A 16906-nucleotide genomic window follows, 5' to 3' on the forward strand; every position below is an offset into this window, starting at 1 on the left:
TGGAACGTCTCCTGCAGCAATCACGCATGAGTGCCGCCACTGTTGGCGAGTTTTGCAGTTTTCCAACCACGCACATCCTCCGCACAGGGCTGCGATGGTTTCGATATGCGCTTTCGGCGCTACTCAACCACCGGACCCGCCCGGGCTTCGACAAGCCCACTGCGTGGGTGGCTCAACTACCGAGTGCCGGCACTCCGACCGTCGAGCTATCCACAGGGTGACGATTCTGGCGCGAGTTGACCCGTCGGTCGGCTAAGAATGTGCCATGCGAGATGAACGAGGACTGAGCGGGTCGGTGCAGGTATCCCTGCTGCTGCCGCTTGTCATCAGCATTTTCTTGCTCGCGGTGCAGTGGGCGATGATGTCGTGGGCGCAGACCACGGCGCACGCGGCAGCACAGGACGCGGCCCGCGCCGCTGCCGCCTACGGCGCCTCGGAAGCCGCCGGCACACAGGCCGCTCACGACGCCACTACTAACGGGTCGCTCACTGATGTGTCGGCGACGGTGCATCGAAGCGGTGATACCACGTCGGCCACAGTCACCGGCAGGGCGCTCGTCGTCGTGCCGTTTTTCCCGACGGACATCCGGGCTGAGGCGACCACTCCCACCGAGCGTCTCACGGACGGTTGACCCCTGTGTCGCCGCTTACCACAAAACGCTGAAAGATAGATCAAGTTCTTGGCGGGTAGACCAACCACGAGCTTGATCTATCTTGCCGCTTCATCTCGGCGTGCTCTCATTGGCCTAGTCAATAAGTGCAGACCGCGGGGTTCCACCCTCTGGGCCCTGGCCTGTAGAGATTCTCTGTGCGATACTGGATCCTGAAGACCAGTGATAAGAGCCCCAGGGGGGCCTTTCCCTACCGGGATAGCTGGTCTTCCTACTTTCTCCCCCATGGGTAGAAATCGCTCGCCTGCAGGGGTTTGACGACGCTGGGGAACCACTGACATGGCTTGTCTGCGATTTCTCGCTGGAGTGCCCAAAGGCAGTAGTCAGCAACCTGTATCCCCCACGAAGTTCTCGCCTCCCATAAGCACGGGATGACGGGCCGGTTGCGCTTTGAGCTTTGCCGACATACGTCCTCCAGTGCCCCCTTGGCTGCCTGCGCTGTTCCCCTCGTGAGATGGATGGTGCCGGCGATCACGAAGACGCGGTCACCAACACCGCCGAGCAACTGGAAGACGTGCTTCAGGTGAATGTACAGCGCCAGATGATAGAGGCGGGTCTTGCCCTCCTTCCGAACGCTGTCGTAGGCGTTCTCCTTCAGGAAGTGGGTGGCATCAAAACGCATCGGAGGAAACTGCTTGATGGCCTCGAATACCTCATCTCTGGTCGCTCTCGAGTCATCGGCGGCGTGGAACCCCGTGGGTAAGTGAACCCCACGGGCCTCTAAATCGGTGCGGAGCTGGAACCCCCTCCAGAGGGGGTCGCGATGGTCCCCTTTGTAGGCAACGCTACCAATGCTGAAATACTCGCCCGATTTCTTGTTGTAGTCTGCTGAGCCTGTCTCGTCGAGATAGACGTAGTAGTCCATCACTGGTCCTCCGGGTTGTCTGCGGCGACGGCCCTCTCGACTTGTTGCGCATCGGCGCTCCGCTTGTTGCGTCGGTAGCCATCGAGCGACCTAATCGATGTCGTCTCGGTCTCCGCTGTACCGGCCTCAATGTGTCCTCCTTGAGCCGCGTCCGCGACAATACCAAACGCTGAACCCGGATTCCGCGAAGTCGTCACCATTGCCCACTGCCGCTTCGCGTTGGAGCGGACGACGGACTGCGAACTCGTCCGACAGGATGTTTCACTCAGCGCGCTGTCAGTTGCGCCACTCGCTGTGGACTCACTCCCAGTAAGTGTCCCGCATCCCGCACAGTGATGCCTGATGCCGTCAACGCTTTTGCTGCCTTCACCGTCAGCTCGGAAGCTCTGGCCGCCGCTTCGTCAGCCGCGCTACGTGCAGCCAAGGTTTCTCCCAAAAGTTCGTCGATTTCGGTATGGGCGACGATCTCAACTTCGACGTCCAGTGCTTCATCTCCCTCCATGAGCCGAACGGCGTCCCGGACCATATCGGGAACTTGAGACAGCCGACGAGCCTGAGTGAATACACCCGGTATTTCCGGTACCGAAATAGCCCACCAGTCACCAGAGCGTTGTACTTGCGCAGTAACTTTCATCATCGTGCCCCGATCTGCTTCAAGATGTGTTTCGCAGTGATTTCGTTGATCTCGTTATGACGCGGCACCACCGTCGCTCTATCGCCAACGCGGATCCGTGTGTGGTTTGCCCCTTCCACTACAGCAAACCGAAGATAGATCAAGTTCGTGGCGGGTAGACCAACCACGAACTTGATCTATCTCACCGCTTCGCATTGGAGCGGACGACGGGATTCGAACCCGCAACATTCAGCTTGGGAAGCTGACGCTCTACCGTTGAACTACGTCCGCAGTATCTTCGACGCATCATCATAGCAGCGAAGCTGGAGACAGCAGACATGCCCTGCAAGCAGCGCGCACCCCGGCTAGGATTTGGCCCGTGACCGAAGGGATGCTACGAAGCGCCGATCCGTTGACGCGGCTCGCGCTCTCGCATGATGCGTCCCGCTTCCTCGAGTTTCCCTCGGAAGTGGTGGTTGCATCCAGCCTCGACGACGTCCGCTCACTGTTCGCGGAAGCCCGGGAGCAGCGCCGTCGGCTCACACTGCGTGGCGGCGGCACGAGCCTCAGCGGGCAGGCCATCAGCGACGACATCCTCGTCGACGTGCGCCGCCGGTTCCGACACATTGAGGTGCTCGACGACGGCGAGCGGGTGCGCGCGGGCGCGGGGGCTACCGTCGCGGAGATCAATGCGCGGCTACGCCGCTACGGACGTCGGTTGGGCCCGGACCCGGTGAGCGGGCAATCCGCCACACTCGGTGGGGTCCTCGCCAACAACGCGACGGGACGAATGTTCGGCCTGTCGCAGGACGCGTTTCACACCGTGGAGTCGATGGTGGTGGTGCTCCCGAACGGGCGCGTCGTCGACACCGCGGCACCCGACGCCGACCTCGCCCTGAGTTGGGAAGAACCGACGGTCGCCGGCGGCCTCGCTATCCTTCGACGCCGCCTGCGCGAGGACCGGGACTCGCTCGCCACCATCGCTCGCCTGTGGTCGATGCGCAATGCGATGGGCTACCAACTCCGCGCGCTCACCGAGTTTTCCAAACCATCCGCCATGATCCGGCAACTCATGGTGGGCAGCGAAGGCACGCTCGGTTTCATCGCCGAAGCCACCATGCGCACCGTCCCGGTGCTCCCCGTCCACCGCGCAAGCCTCGCCATATTCCCCAGCCTCGACGACGCGGTCGAGGCCGCATCACGCCTCGCCGAACTGGGATTCGACGCCATCGAATTGTTCGACGTGGAGGCCCTCCGCGTGGCCCAGTCCCTGCCCGACGCGCTCCCCGACATCGTCGATCTCGAACTCGACGAACACGCAGCCCTCTGGCTGGAACTGTGCGACGAATCCCCCGACGCGCTCGAGCAACGCCTGGCCAGCGTGAGGGACGCCGTCGCGGAACTTCCGGAGGTGTACGACGTCACCGACGAGGCCCCCAGCCGGCCGTTGTCGCACCTGTACCACGACGTGCACGTCGCCCTCGCGAAACGCCGCCCACCAGCGACGACGCTCGTCATGGAAGACTGCAGCGTGCCCCGCGAGCACATCGTCGACACCATCCGCGAACTACGCAGACTCTTCGCCCGGTTCGGCATCCAGCAGCCCGCCATCACCGGGCACCTCACCGACTGCACGCTCCATTTCGTGTTCACGGAGCGTTTCTCGGTTGCCGATCGGCTTCGGAAGTACAAGCGCTTCATGGAGGCCTACGTCAAGCTCGTACTGGCTAAACAAGGCGTAGTCAAAGCGCAGTACGGCACCGGGCGCGCCATGGCGCCCTTCCTCGAACGACAGGTGGGCGTCGAACTCTACGAGTGCATGCGCGAGATCAAACACCTCTTCGACCCGTTCAACATCATGAACCGCGGAGTGATGTTCAACGATGCCCCCGACTCGCACCTCACCAATCTGAAGCTCATGCCGACGATCTCCGACGCCGTCGACCGCTGCATCGAGTGCGGGCTGTGCGAGCCGACGTGCCCGTCGGCCGAGCTCACGTTGACGCCACGGCAGCGCATTGTGCTCCAGCGCGAGATCGCCGCCCGCCAAGACGACACCGAGCTGCTCGAAGCGGTTGCCGAGAACTACCAGTACGCCGCCATCGACACCTGCTCCGCCGCAGGCATGTGCCAGGTGGCTTGCCCGCTCGGCATTGACACCGGCGAGCTCGTGCGACGCCAGCGCAGCGCGAGAACGACGGAGGCCAGCGAGCGCAGCTGGGACCGCGCCGCACGCAACTGGGGCCGCACGACGTCGCTCGTCTCGACGGCGATGTCGACGGCCAAGCGCATCCAGCCCGTCGCTCGATCCCTCATCGCGTTGGGGCGTAAACGCTACGGTGGCGACAGCGTCTGGGCCTACTCCGACGATCTCACCGGCGGGTCGAAGGTGCGCAGGCGCCCCCGTCGCGAGCAAACCGCGGAGGATGCCGTCGCCGCGTACTTCCCCGGATGCCAGCAGACACTCCTCGGCGCGCCCAGCGAGGGCGTGTTCGACGCGTTCAACGTGTTGCGCATGCGTGCTGGAGTGGCCGTCACGCTGTTGAACGCGTCGCGACTGTGTTGCGGCATCCCGTGGAGCAGCCGCGGCATGCGCCTCGGCGAGCAGACCATGACGGGGCAGGTGCGACGAGCCCTCGCGCCCCACGCGAACCAGCCAGTCATCGTCGATTCCTCCGCCTGCACGCACGCCTTACAGGCGATGCTGCAGCCGTACTCGGAACCGTTGCCCGAGATCATCGACGTGGTCGACTTCGTCGCGACGACGATTCTGCCGAAGCTTACGATCGACGAGCGAATCGGCTCGCTGCTGCTCTACCCGTCGTGCGCCAATCACCACCTCGACAACCTGGACGCGCTGCTCACCATCGCCCACGCCGTCGCCGACGAGGTCGTCATCCCGTCGACGTGGAACTGCTGCGGAGCGCACGGCGAACGCGGCTTGCTGCGCCCCGAGCTACCCACTGCGGCGACGCGGCTCGCCGTCGAGGACATCAAGGCGCGCACGTTCGACGCCTATGCATCCACGACGCTCACCTGCGAGGTGGCGATGAGTAGGGTCAGCGGCAAACCATTCGTGCATATCCTCGAAGTGCTGGCGTCCGTCTCGCGGGGCTAATGCGTGCTCGTTAGGATGAACGCATGCCTTCGATGGATCCCCTCTTTGCCCCTCCTACCGAGCAGTGGCAGCCGATTTCCCGCAAATATCTGACGGTAAAACTCATCAGCATCGCCATCAGCTGGACGATCCTGGGCGGTGGCATGCTCGTCGGCGCGTACTTCGGTGCGGCTGCGGCTGAGATGCCGTGGATCTTCTGGGTGACGCTAGTGGGCGTGCTCGCGCTCATCATCTGGCGGTTCGTCCGCGCGCCCCGGGTATGGAAGCGCTGGGGCTACGCCGAGCGCGACGAGGATGTGTACGTCACGCAGGGCCTGTGGCAGCGCCAGCTCACCTGCGTGCCCTACGGGCGCATGCAGCTCGTCGAGGTAACCTCTGGCCCCATTGAACGCATGTTCGGCCTAGCCAGCGTGCGGATGGTGACGGCTTCGTCGACGGGCAGCATCAGCATCCCCGGCCTCGACCGCGAGGCGGCTGAGGCGATCCGCGACCGCTTCATCAACCGCGGCCAACACCTGCGGGCGGGCATCTGATGTCGCAACCGTTCTCCGACGCTCCCTCCCCCACCCTCGGCGCACCCCACGCTCGGGCGCCCCGCAAGGTGGAGCGCCCGTCGCCCCTCACCGGGCTCGTCAACGCCTGGCTGGTCGCCGTCGCCGTCGTCGGCTTCATCATCAACATGATCATCCAGGAAGAGATCAAGCTGGATGAGACGCCCATGCTGATCCTGTGGATCGTCCTCGGCGGCATCGCCCTCGTCGCCGTGCTCGCGCTGCTCATTGGATTCATCCAGTGGCGCACCACGACATTCGTCGTCGACGACGAGTTCCGCATCGAGAAGCGCTTCATTTCGACGTCGACAACCCGCATCGACTTCACCAAGGTGCAGTCGGTGGACATCACCCGGCCCATCGTCGCGCGGCTGCTCGGCCTCGCGGAGGTGAAGATCGACGTCGGCGGCGAGGGCGGCCAGGCGCTTCGCTACCTCAAACTCGATCGCGCGGAAGCCATGCGTGACACCCTCCTGGCCCGCATGGAGCACGACGAGCAACCCACCGCTACCCCCGACGGGGCACCCGCCCAGCCCGGCGGCGCCGTCGAGGAAGTGGTGTACAAGGCGCAGACCGGCAACATCGTGCTGGGTGCGTTCCTGTCGTACGGGTTCGGGGTCACGCTAACGGTGCTGATTTTGTTGATCATCACGCTGGGCCCATTCGGTGTGTTGGCTGGTCTCGGCTGGCTGTGGCTGACGGTGCTCGCTGTGATCTGGCAGATTCCGAAAGCGCTGCTGAAGTACTGGGACTTCACCATCGTGCGCACCCGCAAGGGGCTGCGCATTCAACAGGGCGCGCTCACCCGCGTGCAGACCACGCTGCGACCAGCTCGCGTGCAGACCGTTTCCCTGCATCAGTCGCTGTTTATGCGCTGGGCGGGGTTGGTGAGCGTCAAGATCTCGGTGCTTGGCAACCAGGCTGCCGCATCCGAGGAGCAGACCAACGACGGTATCGACATGGTCATGCCGTTCGGGAAATTCGACGAGGCCCGGCACGTCATCGCGCTGTTTTGGCCCGACGTCGACCCCACGGCCTTCACGTGGTGGAAGCAGTCGCCGCGCGGTCGCTGGCTGACGTGGTTCGGGCAGCGCTGGTTCGCCGTCGAACATTCCGCCATCGCGCAGCGTCGAGCACTGCTCAGCGACGACGTAGAGATCGTTCCGCACGCCCGGGTGCAGGGGCTGGGGATCTCGCAGGGGCCGCTCCAGCGTCTCGCGAAGGTGGCGAGTGTGCAGGTGCAGGTGATCGACGGCGCCCCCGACGTGAGCATCTCGCACCTCGAGCCGGGGCACGCCCGCCAGTTGTTCCACGACGAACTGCAGCGCTCGTGCGCAGCCCGGCGAGCGAACGCCCAGCAGGTACCCGGTACAGTGCTGCCATGAGCAGCATTTTCTTGGGCATCGATATTGGCGGTTCGGGCATCAAGGGCGCCCCTGTTGACCTCACCACTGGTGAACTGACGCAGAGCCGTCTGCGTATTCCGACACCCGAGAAGTCGACGCCGAAGAACGTTGGCGATGTGATCGGTGAAATCATTGACCACTTCACCCCCACCATCGGCGATGTGCCCGTGGGCATCACCTTCCCTGCACCGGTGGTGCACGGCGTGATTCCGTTCATCGCGAACTTGCACCAAAAGTGGGCAGGGCTGAATGCCGACGAGTTCCTCACCGAACGCCTGGGGCGGAACATCACGCTGGTGAACGACGCGGACGCCGCCGGCCTCGCGGAGGTGCGGTTTGGCGCGGCGAAGAATCACCAGGGGGTGGTGATTGTGACCACGCTCGGTACGGGCATCGGATCGGCGATCATCCACCGCGGTGTGCTCGTGCCGAACTCGGAGCTCGGCCACCTCGAGATCGACGGGTACGAAGCAGAGAAGCGCGCGGCGTCGTCAATTAAGGATAAGGAGGGGCTCTCCTACAAAGACTGGACGAAGCGCCTGCACCGCTACTACTCGCACGTCGAGATGTTGTTCTCCCCTGACCTGTTTGTCATCGGGGGCGGCGTCTCGAAGGATTGGGACAAGTTCGGCCCGAACCTCGACATCAAAACCCCCGCCGTGCCCGCGGTGTTGCGCAACCAGGCGGGCATCATCGGCGCGGCGATGGCCGCCGCCGACGCGCAAATCCATCCCGAGGACCACTAGCCGGCGCTGCCTCCCGGTGGTTGGCCCGTACGCGCCCGGTGGTTGAGTAGCGAGCGAAGCTCGCGTATCGAAACCACATCCGCTTAGGTGGCAGATTGCCGCCCATCTTTGGGCGCCAATCTGCCACTGAAGCTCACGGCGCATGATTTCGACACGCTGCCTTCGGCAGCGGCTCAATCATCGGATGCCATCAGTCAGGTGGTTGAGTAGCGCCGTAGGCGCGTATCGAAACCACACCGCATCTCGATACGGGCCTTCGGCCCTACTCGATGGCCAGAGGTGCGGCGACCGATGAACAGCCGCCCCAACGGGCTCACATCCGGTCGGGAGCATCGATGCCGAGGAGGTCCAGGCCGGAAGCGAGCACCCGTCTCGTGGTGTCGCACAGCGCGAGACGCGACGCGCGCACGTCGCCGTCGCTCTTCATCACCGGGCACTGCTCGTAGAACGTCGAAAACGCACCCGCAAGCTCGTACAAGTAGCTACACAGCTTGTGGGGTGTGAGCTCGGCGGCCACCTCGTCGACGACTTCCCCAAACCGCGTGAGCAGGAGCGCGAGCTGCTGCTCAGCGGGCTCGGTCAGCAGCGTGACTGCCCCGTGCCCGATGCCCTCGGCCTCAGCCTTGCGCAGAATCTGGCAGATGCGCGCGTGCGCGTACTGCAGATAGGGGCCGGTGTCGCCGTTGGTTTGCACCATGCGTTCGGCGGAAAACACGTAGTCCTTCTGCAGTCCGTTCGACAGATCGGCGTACTTAATGGCCGCGAGCGCAATGTTCGGGGCGGCCTGTTCTTCGGCGGCATCGAGCAGCGACGACAGCGTCGCGGCAGACCCGTCGCGGGTCTTGAACGGCTTTCCATCCTCGCCGAGCACCATGCCGTAGCCGACGTGCTCGGCGATGATGTCGTCGGGGAGGAATCCCACCTTGCGCGCGACGGCGAACACCTGACGGAAGTGCCCCGCCTGGCGGGCGTCGGTGACATAAATGATGCGGTCGGCGTGGAGCTCGTTGACGCGACGACGAATCGCGGCCAAGTCGGTGGTGGCGTAGCCGTACCCGCCGTCGGATTTCCGCACGATCATGGGCGCGTCGATGCCCTCGACGAACACGCACAATGCGCCGTCGTCGATCACGGCCTCGCCCGATTCCTCGAGTTCCTTCACGAGCACGGGAAGGTCGTCGTTGTAGGTGGACTCGCCGGCGAGATCATCGTCGGTGAGGAGCACATTCAGCCGGTCGTAAGCCTCGTTGAAGGCAGGCTTCGAGATGTCGACGAGCTGGCGCCAAATCGACAGCGACTCCTCGTCGCCGCCCTGGAACAGCGCGACGCGGGCGCGGGCTTTCGTCGCGAACGCTTCGTCGTCCTTGAAGTGCGCCGCAGCGCGCTTGTAGAGCGCGTCGGCTTCCGACAATGTGAGCTGACTTGCGTCGATGCCCTCGAACAGCACTTGCTCGATGAGCATGCCGAACTGTGTGCCCCAGTCGCCGATGTGGTTTTGCGCGATCACGACGTGGCCGAGCGCGCGGAAGACGCGGTTGAAGCAGTCGCCGATGATCGTCGTGCGCAGGTGCCCGACGTGCATCTGCTTCGCGACGTTCGGCGCCGAGTAGTCGATCACGATGCGCTGGGGGTGATCCGTGACGCTCAGCCCGTGGTTCGGATCTTCGAGGATCTCCGTCGCTGCCGCCGCCAGCACCTCAGGGCGCAGCCGGAAGTTGATGAATCCCGGCCCGGCGATCTCCAAAGGCTCGCAGAGGTCGGATACATCGAGCTGCTCGACAAGGCTAGCGGCGACGTCGCGTGGCGGCTTCCCCTCCTGCTTCGCCAGACGCAGGGCCACGTTCGACTGGAAGTGCCCAAACTGGGGTTTGGTGGCGGGGCGCATTTCGGGATCGACGCCCGTGATCGCGCGCAGGCGAGCATCGAGCTGTGCAGGCAAGGATTCCATGCCGGCTATTCTGGCACCGACAAGGCGCCACGCCCAATGCCGCCCACGCCGGTAGAGTGCAGGGTATGCGTATTTCAGTGATCGGCTGCGGATATCTCGGCGCGGTACACGCGGCTTGCATGGCGGAGTTAGGCCACGACGTGGTGGGGCTCGACGTGGACGAGGCGAAGATCGCCAAACTGTCGCAGGGCATCGCACCTTTTCACGAGGATGGGTTGCCGGAGCTGCTGGAACGCCACGTCGGGAAGAACCTGCGGTTCACCACGGATCCGACGCAGATCGCCGATGCGCAGATCCACTTCATCGGTGTGGGTACCCCGCAGCGGCAGGGCCACATCGCGGCCGACATGAGGTACGTCGACGCCGCCATTGAGACCATCCTCACCCACGCTGAGCCCAGCGGCGACGAACCTGTGCTCGTCGCGGGTAAGTCGACGGTGCCCGTGGGCACGGCGCAGGAGCTGTCCGAGCGCCTGGCCGCGAGCGGGAAGCACATCATCCTGGCGTGGAACCCGGAGTTCCTGCGAGAGGGGCACGCGGTGCAGGACACGCTCACCCCGGATCGCATCGTCTACGGCCTCCCCGAGGATCAGACCGTAGGCGAGCAAGCCAAGGCGATGCTCGACGAGTGTTACGCCACGCCGCTCGCCGCCGGCACGCCGCTCATCGTCGCGAACTATCCGACCGCTGAACTCGTGAAGGTGGCGGCCAACTCGTTCCTCGCGACGAAGATCTCGTTCATCAACGCCATGGCCGAGCTCTGCGAAGCCACCGGCGGCGACGTCACCCGTCTGGCTGAGGCGATCGGCCATGACGACCGCATCGGCGCGAAGTTCCTCCAGGCTGGCATCGGCTTCGGCGGCGGCTGCCTGCCGAAGGACATCCGCGCGTTCATGGCGCGCGCCGGCGAGCTCGGCGTGGGCGATGCGCTTGGCTTCCTGCGGGAGGTCGACGGCATCAACCTGCGGCGCCGTGATGCTGCTGTCGAGCTGGCAGAGAACGCGGTGGGTAGCCGCCTCGTCGGGAAGAAGGTGGCGGTGTTGGGTATCACGTTCAAGCCCGAAACCGACGATCTTCGCGACTCCCCCGCGCTCGACATCGCCACCCGACTGTGGGCGCGCGGTGCGGAGCTGCAGATCTACGATCCCGCGGCGGGACCCGAACTGCGCCGACGTCGACCCGATCTCACCGTGCCGGACACCGTCGACGACGCCGTGCGCGGCGCCGACGTGGTGATGCTGCTCACCCCGTGGAAGGAATTCCTCAGCCTCGACCCCGCCGAGCTGCTGCAGAAGGTGGGCTCGCCCAACATCGTCGATGGGCGCAACGTGCTGAACCCGAAGCAGTGGAGCGACGCCGGCTGGAACTACTACGGCATGGGACGCGGCGTCTCTGTCTGGTGATGGTTTCGACACGGCCCTTCGGGCCGGCTCAACCATTGGAGCAAAACGGCAAACTAACCCAATATCCACACGCGTTTGCTGAAATCGGCCATTTTGGGCTGTTTCGAGCAACGCGTGTGAATATTGGGTTAGCTCAGGAATGTAACCGGGCGTGATTCGCGGCGTTGTTACGCGAGCTGGGCACCCAGGGCGCGCAGCGCATCGATGTGTGGGGCTACGAGCGCATCGATGTCGAGGCCCTCCTCCCCCAGTGCTTCACCGAACGGCATCTGCACGGAGGATTCAGCGACCTCGAGATTGACGTTGGTCAGCAGCTGCGCCAGCATCGGCACAGCCCTGTTGGCTCCCGCAAATCCGTACCCGACGATAGCCGCCGGCTTGCCGCCCCACTCGGCATACACCGTATCGACGGCGTTCTTCGCGGCCGCGGTGAAAAAGCCGTTGTACTCAGGGGTTAGGAACACGAAGCCGTCCGCACTGGCGACGGTCTCCGCCCACGCCTTGGTCGTTGCATGCTGGTAGTTCCCGAGGCTCGGCATCTGGGGTTCAAGCGAGAGCGGGAGGTTCACGTCGACGAGGTCGAGCACTTCAACTTCCCGGCCGGCGCCTTCCGCGATGGCGGGTGCGATGCGCTGCGCAATCGCGTCGCCGACGCGAGAATCACGAGTGCTGGTGACGATGAGTTTGAGAGCCATGCTGGTGAGACACTTTCTTTTGTTGATCTTTCAACTTCAATGTAGCACACCGACCCTAGTGTCACCTATTGCAGAGGTAGTGGTTTCGACTCGGCCCTTCGGGCCGGCACAACCACCGATGTCACTCACCCGATGATTGAGTAGCGCCCGCGCGCCCCCTCGATGATTGAGTAGCGCCCGCAGAGCGCGTATCGAAATCATCACGGGGCTGATCAGCGGCCGGCAGCAGGAGGACGACCGGAGAGAAGATCGAGTTCCATCTTGACGTTCGCGAGCCCCTCGCGCAGCACCGCCTTGCCCCATACCAGCGGCCAGCGCCGAGCCACAGACCTATCTTCCACACCCCACACATCCACGCCGAGCGCCCGGCAGATCGTCACGGCTCGTCGGACGTGGAAATCCTGCGTGACCACGGCAACTGCATCCGAACTGTAGGTGTCGCGCGCACGCAAACAGGAATCGTAGGTATCGAGGCCTTTCGGATCTTCAACAATGATCTCCGACGGCACACCTCGCCGCTCCAGGTACTCACGCATCACGCGTGGCTCATTGTTGGCTTCGGCCCTGCCGTCACCGCTCACGATGATGCGGCGCGCCACGTCCCGCCGAAACAGCTCGATGGCGAGATCGAGCCGCGCCGCGAGAAACGCCGACGGGCCACCTCGATCCGCCTTCGCCCCCAGCACGAGCACGTCGCGCCTCGACGGCGCATCTACCGCGTCGTACACCCTCCCCCACGATGCGCTGATGGTGTGCAGCTGGGCGCCCAGCACCGGCAGGGCCGCGAGGATCAGGGCCCAGCCGATGCCCTTGCGCACCTTGTCAATCACGCTTCGCGAGGTACCAGGAGACCAGCGCCTGCGTGGACCCGTCCTGCTTGGCGAGCGCCGCCTCGTCGCCGTTCACCGCGGGAGCGATCTCGAGCGCCAGCTTCTTGCCAAGCTCCACACCCCACTGGTCGAACGAGTCGATGCCCCACACCACGCCCTGCACAAACGTGATGTGTTCGTAGAGCGCGATGAGCTGCCCCACCACCGACGGGGTCAGCGCCGGGGCGAGGATCGACGTCGTGGGCCGGTTGCCGGCGAACACGCGCGCGGGAACGATCTCTTCCGCCGTGCCCTCAGCGCGAACCTCGTCCTCCGTCTTGCCGAAGGCGAGCGCCGCTGTTTGCGCGAAGAAGTTCGCCAGGAACAGCCCGTGCACGTCGGTCTCGCCATCGCGCAGCGGGCGCGCGGGATTGGCGACGGCAATGAAATCGGCCGGAATGAGGCGAGTGCCCTGGTGAATGAGCTGGTAGAAGGCGTGCTGGCCGTTCGTGCCGGGCTCACCCCAGAAGATTTCGCCCGTCGACGACGTCACCGGCGTGCCGTCCCAGCGCACCGACTTGCCGTTCGACTCCATCGTGAGCTGCTGCAGATAAGCAGCAAAGCGGTGGAGGTATTGCGCGTACGGCAGCACCGCGTGCGAGTGGGCGTCGAAGAAATTGACGTACCAGATGTTCAGCAAGCCCATGAGCAGCGGCACGTTGCGGGCTGGTTCTGCGGTGCGGAAGTGTTCGTCGACGGCGTGGAATCCGCCAAGGAAGTTCTGGAACCCCTCGCGGCCGATCGCAATCATTACGGACAGCCCGACGGCGGAGTCGACGGAGTAGCGGCCGCCCACCCAGTCCCAGAAGCCGAAGGCGTTGGCTGGGTCGATGCCGAAGTCAGCCACCTTGTCGAGCGCCGTCGACACCGCCACGAAGTGCTTCGCAATCGCCTCGCGACGCTGCTCGTCGCCGCCGTCGATGGCCCCCTGCTTGGCGAGCGTGTCGAGCAGCCAGGCCTTAGCCAGGCGCGCGTTGGTGAGGGTCTCCAGCGTCGTGAACGTCTTGGACGCGACGATGAACAGCGTGGTTTCCGGGTCGAGGTCAGCCGTCTTTTCGTACACGTCGGACGGATCGATGTTGGAGACGAACCGGCACGTCAGCCCATCTTGCTTGTACGGCAGCAGCGCCTCGTAGACCATCACCGGCCCCAGATCGGAGCCGCCGATACCGATATTCACGACGGTCTCGATGCGCTTGCCAGTGACCCCCACCCAGGCGCCGGAGCGGACCTCGTCGGAAAACTCCCCCATGCGGCGCAGCACGTCGTGGACGTCTGCGACGACGTCCTGCCCGTCTACCTCGAGCTGCGCGTCGGCAGGCAGCCGGAGTGCGGTGTGCAGCACGGAGCGGTTCTCGGTGACGTTGATGCGTTCACCGTCGAACATGGCGTCGCGGCGCCCGGGGACGTCGACCTGCTCCGCGAGTTCGACGAGCGCGGCGAGCACGTCGTCGGTGAGAAAGTTCTTCGACAGATCGACGTGGAGGTCGGCCACGTCGAAGGTGTATGTGGAGGCACGGTTGGGGTCAGCGACAAACCAGCCGCGCAAGTCGGGCGTGAACTGCTGCTTGAGTTCGGTGAGCTTGGCCCATGCGGGCGTGGTGGTGGCATCAATGGGCTTATTCATGGCACCCAGCCTATTGCCTTAGCGAACAGATTGGGCCGACGGTGCCGACAAGCAATATCAGCGGACGGTGATGTGCACGTGGTCGTAGTGGTTGGCGGTGTCGTTGCCACGGTCGGACATGGAGCGCCAGCCATCAGATGCGCGCTGGGCGGTCCAGATTTTCTGTGCGTAGATGACTTCGGTGATGCCGAGCTTGGACGCATTCTTTCGCGCCCAGTTGGCCACTTCCCAACCTGCTTCGCCCGAGATCATCGCGTCGATAGCGCGTCCTTGGCCATGGTACGAGCCTGCGTCGTTGCGCCATCCGCCGAAGCTCGTCACATTGGGGAACTCGCTGCACAGGGCCCTAAGCACGCCGACAGCGCGTGTCGTAAGGCCCTCTTCGCCCCTTACCGTGGCCTTGCACGGCTCCTGAGCAGCGTTCCTCTCACGCTTGGGCGAAGCGGATTGCGTGGGCGCCTCGGCCTTCTCGCCGAGGTATTTGTTCGAGATGAACCCCGGCCTTCCGTCGACGAGCACCTGCTGCCACCGCCCGTCGACGACGACGTTCGTCACCTGCACCTGCGTGCCGGGGGCGAGTGCGACCAGCGTTGTGAAGTCGACGCCAGGGCCGCGGCGAACGTTGACCGTCGCCGTCGTCCACTGCGTGCCGACAACTTCCCCGAGGCTGGGGACCGCCGGGGTCGAGCGGGTGGGCGATGGTGTTACATCCGACGACGATGGCGCCTCCTTCGGTGCCGGAGCACTGGCCGAAGCTGCCGGCGACGCTGCTTCGCTCGGGCTGGCTGCCGTCGACACGCTGGGCGACGAGGCCTCGTCGCTGGGGGTACTGCTCGACGGGGACGCGCTCGGCGTGGGGGTTGGTGTCACGCGAGCGGTGAGGGGGCGGCGCTGGGTGCCTCGGTCGGCGCCGGAGGTGCGCTCCGCGCTGGAGATGGGGATGGGGATGGCGGTGGGGTCGGTGGTGTCGGAGGCGCCCTGCACTGCAGACTCAAACGCGAGCGATCCGACGAGGAGCCCGGCGACAACCACAGCCGCGACAGCCCACGATGCCTTGGCCACACGCGACCTGCGTTTGGAGTCGCGCTGACGCTCGGGCGCGTCGGCGTACTCGACCGATGGAAGGTGTTCCTCCAACGCCACTCCTAACTTAAGAATCTCTCAGCTATTCTTCAGGATAGAAGCGAACAATGCAACCTCGACATCCCCCGCTATCGTTAGTTAGGTTTTCTAGTTGGCTCCGGCCATCCCCACGGAAGGAGACACCCGATTCTTCGATCCCGCAACCGTGCAGCCATCTGGCTCGCGGCGCTCGCCATGGCGTGCCTGAGCCTGCTCAGCACGCCTGCGCATGCAGCCGAGACGAAGATCGACGCCCGAGTCCACTTCGACGGTCAGACGGTCAACGTCTATGGCGTGCTCATCGATGATGAGGGATACGCCGTCAATAAAGGATCGGTGTCTGCGTCGCTCGGCGGACGGAACATGGCCACGTCCCACCCAACCAGGCAAGGCACCTTCGACATGAGGTTCCCTGTCCCGCCCGGAATGAGCGGCAGCCAAGACCTCATCGTGCGCTTCTCAGGCCATGGCAAAGACCCGGCTGCGACGGCATCCATCACCCTCACAGTGCCCTCGTCGGATACGCGCGCTGCGCAAGCCGACCAACCCCATGCTGCGTCGCCTGCCGACAGCGATTCGCAAGAGGCCCCGTCGGCAACGCCCTCTCCTCCCCCGACCACCCAGCTCTCAGCGAAGGCTGACCTGCCTGAACCCTCGAACGGTTCGTTCGTGACGATCAGCGGCAAGCTCGTGAGCCCCGCAGGCGACCCGGTGTCCGACGCCGGCATCTTGCTGTTCTCCCCCGCCGGCGAAGTGGAGGAGGGATATGCCGTCACTGCAGCCAACGGCACATTCACTACGCATTACGAGATTCCGGTAGAGGCAAAAGGAGACCACCAGCTCACGCTCAAATTCGAGGGTGGGGGCGGCATCCCCGCCGCGGAAACGCCGGTGGTGCTCAAGGTGCAACACAAGGAGATCGCCAAGACATCGCCCACGCCCAGCGAACCACCATCACCGACGGCGACTCCTTCCCCCGACAACACGGCGTCTGCAACGCCGGCCGCACCGGCAAGCGACGACGCGAAGGGCACGTCGGCAAGCTCGGATGGCGGCGGCATGGGCCGTATGCTGGCATGGTTTGCCGGCGGGCTGGTTGCCGTCGGAGGTGTGGCCGCAGTGGCCGCGGCCGTGGTGGCTTCTCGCGTGCGCCGCGACAGTTCGGCAGGCGCTGCGCAACCTGAGTCAGCGCTGCTCAGCGAGGACGGGCTCTTCTCCGACGACGAGGACGCACCCCCAGCGCCTGCACCTCGTCGCGCCGCGCACTGACGCG

General features: G+C 64.7%; 14 protein-coding genes and 1 tRNA gene. 7 read left to right on the forward strand and 8 right to left on the reverse strand.

Annotation, left to right across the window (positions count from 1 at the left end; translation table 11 throughout):
* The first annotated feature begins 265 nt into the window (after positions 1 to 265).
* Positions 266 to 631, forward strand: coding sequence for a TadE/TadG family type IV pilus assembly protein (locus Q0X68_RS07545; RefSeq protein WP_297749781.1), 366 nt, complete (start codon positions 266 to 268; stop codon positions 629 to 631).
* Positions 632 to 881: 250 nt separating this feature from the next.
* Here Q0X68_RS07545 and Q0X68_RS07550 read toward each other — a convergent pair whose 3' ends face one another.
* The 3 genes from Q0X68_RS07550 to Q0X68_RS07560 all read right to left on the reverse strand — a co-directional run bounded on the left by Q0X68_RS07550 (position 882) and on the right by Q0X68_RS07560 (position 2439).
* Positions 882 to 1535 (reverse strand): DUF3800 domain-containing protein, encoded by a 654-nt coding sequence (locus tag Q0X68_RS07550; RefSeq protein ID WP_297749785.1) that lies wholly within the window; start codon positions 1533 to 1535, stop codon positions 882 to 884.
* 265 nt (positions 1536 to 1800) lie between these two features.
* Positions 1801 to 2172, reverse strand: coding sequence for a type II toxin-antitoxin system HicB family antitoxin (locus tag Q0X68_RS07555; protein WP_297749788.1), 372 nt, complete (start codon positions 2170 to 2172; stop codon positions 1801 to 1803).
* Between the two features lie 192 nt (positions 2173 to 2364).
* A tRNA-Gly gene (locus Q0X68_RS07560) sits at positions 2365 to 2439 on the reverse strand.
* An 88-nt stretch (positions 2440 to 2527) separates the two neighbouring features.
* Between Q0X68_RS07560 and Q0X68_RS07565 the strand changes: the two genes are divergently transcribed.
* The 4 genes from Q0X68_RS07565 to ppgK are packed head-to-tail and all read left to right on the forward strand — an operon-like array spanning position 2528 to position 7969.
* A complete protein-coding gene (locus Q0X68_RS07565) occupies positions 2528 to 5266 on the forward strand; it encodes an FAD-binding and (Fe-S)-binding domain-containing protein (protein WP_297749790.1) in 2739 nt (912 codons plus the stop codon).
* A gap of 23 nt (positions 5267 to 5289) precedes the next feature.
* On the forward strand, positions 5290 to 5799 hold the full coding sequence (locus tag Q0X68_RS07570) for a PH domain-containing protein (RefSeq protein WP_297749793.1): 510 nt from the start codon (positions 5290 to 5292) through the stop codon (positions 5797 to 5799).
* The gene (locus Q0X68_RS07575; RefSeq protein ID WP_297749796.1) at positions 5799 to 7202 is read left to right on the forward strand and encodes a PH domain-containing protein; all 1404 of its coding nucleotides are present in this window, start codon (positions 5799 to 5801) and stop codon (positions 7200 to 7202) included. Before Q0X68_RS07570 ends, Q0X68_RS07575 begins: the two co-directional genes overlap by 1 nt.
* Positions 7199 to 7969, forward strand: a complete 771-nt coding sequence (gene ppgK, locus Q0X68_RS07580; RefSeq protein ID WP_297749800.1) for a polyphosphate--glucose phosphotransferase — start codon at positions 7199 to 7201, stop codon at positions 7967 to 7969. The genes Q0X68_RS07575 and ppgK overlap by 4 nt, the downstream gene beginning before the upstream one ends.
* 313 nt (positions 7970 to 8282) lie before the next feature.
* Here the strand turns inward: ppgK and argS are convergent, their stop codons facing one another.
* On the reverse strand, positions 8283 to 9917 hold the full coding sequence (argS, locus tag Q0X68_RS07585; RefSeq protein ID WP_297749803.1) for an arginine--tRNA ligase: 1635 nt from the start codon (positions 9915 to 9917) through the stop codon (positions 8283 to 8285).
* Between the two features lie 65 nt (positions 9918 to 9982).
* Here argS and Q0X68_RS07590 point away from each other — a divergent pair, with 65 nt between their 5' ends.
* Positions 9983 to 11320: a UDP-glucose/GDP-mannose dehydrogenase family protein gene (locus tag Q0X68_RS07590; protein WP_297749806.1), complete on the forward strand. Its 1338-nt coding sequence runs from the start codon at positions 9983 to 9985 to the stop codon at positions 11318 to 11320.
* A gap of 167 nt (positions 11321 to 11487) precedes the next feature.
* Here the strand turns inward: Q0X68_RS07590 and Q0X68_RS07595 are convergent, their stop codons facing one another.
* From Q0X68_RS07595 to Q0X68_RS07610, 4 genes are all read right to left on the reverse strand, one after another.
* A complete protein-coding gene (locus tag Q0X68_RS07595) occupies positions 11488 to 12015 on the reverse strand; it encodes an NADPH-dependent FMN reductase (RefSeq protein WP_297749809.1) in 528 nt (175 codons plus the stop codon).
* A 212-nt stretch (positions 12016 to 12227) separates the two neighbouring features.
* The gene (locus Q0X68_RS07600; protein WP_297749812.1) at positions 12228 to 12845 is read right to left on the reverse strand and encodes a vancomycin high temperature exclusion protein; all 618 of its coding nucleotides are present in this window, start codon (positions 12843 to 12845) and stop codon (positions 12228 to 12230) included.
* On the reverse strand, positions 12838 to 14511 hold the full coding sequence (gene pgi / locus Q0X68_RS07605) for a glucose-6-phosphate isomerase (protein WP_297749815.1): 1674 nt from the start codon (positions 14509 to 14511) through the stop codon (positions 12838 to 12840). The genes Q0X68_RS07600 and pgi overlap by 8 nt, the downstream gene beginning before the upstream one ends.
* 57 nt (positions 14512 to 14568) lie before the next feature.
* Positions 14569 to 15648: an SH3 domain-containing protein gene (locus Q0X68_RS07610; RefSeq protein ID WP_297749819.1), complete on the reverse strand. Its 1080-nt coding sequence runs from the start codon at positions 15646 to 15648 to the stop codon at positions 14569 to 14571.
* Positions 15649 to 15828: 180 nt separating this feature from the next.
* Here Q0X68_RS07610 and Q0X68_RS07615 point away from each other — a divergent pair, with 180 nt between their 5' ends.
* The gene (locus Q0X68_RS07615; protein ID WP_297749822.1) at positions 15829 to 16902 is read left to right on the forward strand and encodes a carboxypeptidase-like regulatory domain-containing protein; all 1074 of its coding nucleotides are present in this window, start codon (positions 15829 to 15831) and stop codon (positions 16900 to 16902) included.
* Positions 16903 to 16906 lie beyond the last annotated feature (4 nt).

Origin of the sequence: uncultured Tessaracoccus sp. (genome assembly GCF_947286155.1) — a bacterium.
Lineage (GTDB): Bacteria > Actinomycetota > Actinomycetes > Propionibacteriales > Propionibacteriaceae > Arachnia.

Excerpts from the sequence above, each read along its gene's own strand:
- Q0X68_RS07545 (WP_297749781.1), top strand. The coding sequence starts at position 266 with ATGCGAGATGAACGAGGACTGAGCGGGTCGGTGCAGGTATCCCTGCTG.
- Q0X68_RS07550 (WP_297749785.1), bottom strand. The coding sequence starts at position 1,535 with ATGGACTACTACGTCTATCTCGACGAGACAGGCTCAGCAGACTACAAC.
- Q0X68_RS07555 (WP_297749788.1), bottom strand. The coding sequence starts at position 2,172 with ATGATGAAAGTTACTGCGCAAGTACAACGCTCTGGTGACTGGTGGGCT.
- Q0X68_RS07570 (WP_297749793.1), top strand. The coding sequence starts at position 5,290 with ATGCCTTCGATGGATCCCCTCTTTGCCCCTCCTACCGAGCAGTGGCAG.
- Q0X68_RS07575 (WP_297749796.1), top strand. The coding sequence starts at position 5,799 with ATGTCGCAACCGTTCTCCGACGCTCCCTCCCCCACCCTCGGCGCACCC.
- ppgK (WP_297749800.1), top strand. The coding sequence starts at position 7,199 with ATGAGCAGCATTTTCTTGGGCATCGATATTGGCGGTTCGGGCATCAAG.
- argS (WP_297749803.1), bottom strand. The coding sequence starts at position 9,917 with ATGGAATCCTTGCCTGCACAGCTCGATGCTCGCCTGCGCGCGATCACG.
- Q0X68_RS07590 (WP_297749806.1), top strand. The coding sequence starts at position 9,983 with ATGCGTATTTCAGTGATCGGCTGCGGATATCTCGGCGCGGTACACGCG.
- Q0X68_RS07595 (WP_297749809.1), bottom strand. The coding sequence starts at position 12,015 with ATGGCTCTCAAACTCATCGTCACCAGCACTCGTGATTCTCGCGTCGGC.
- pgi (WP_297749815.1), bottom strand. The coding sequence starts at position 14,511 with ATGAATAAGCCCATTGATGCCACCACCACGCCCGCATGGGCCAAGCTC.
- Q0X68_RS07615 (WP_297749822.1), top strand. The coding sequence starts at position 15,829 with ATGGCGTGCCTGAGCCTGCTCAGCACGCCTGCGCATGCAGCCGAGACG.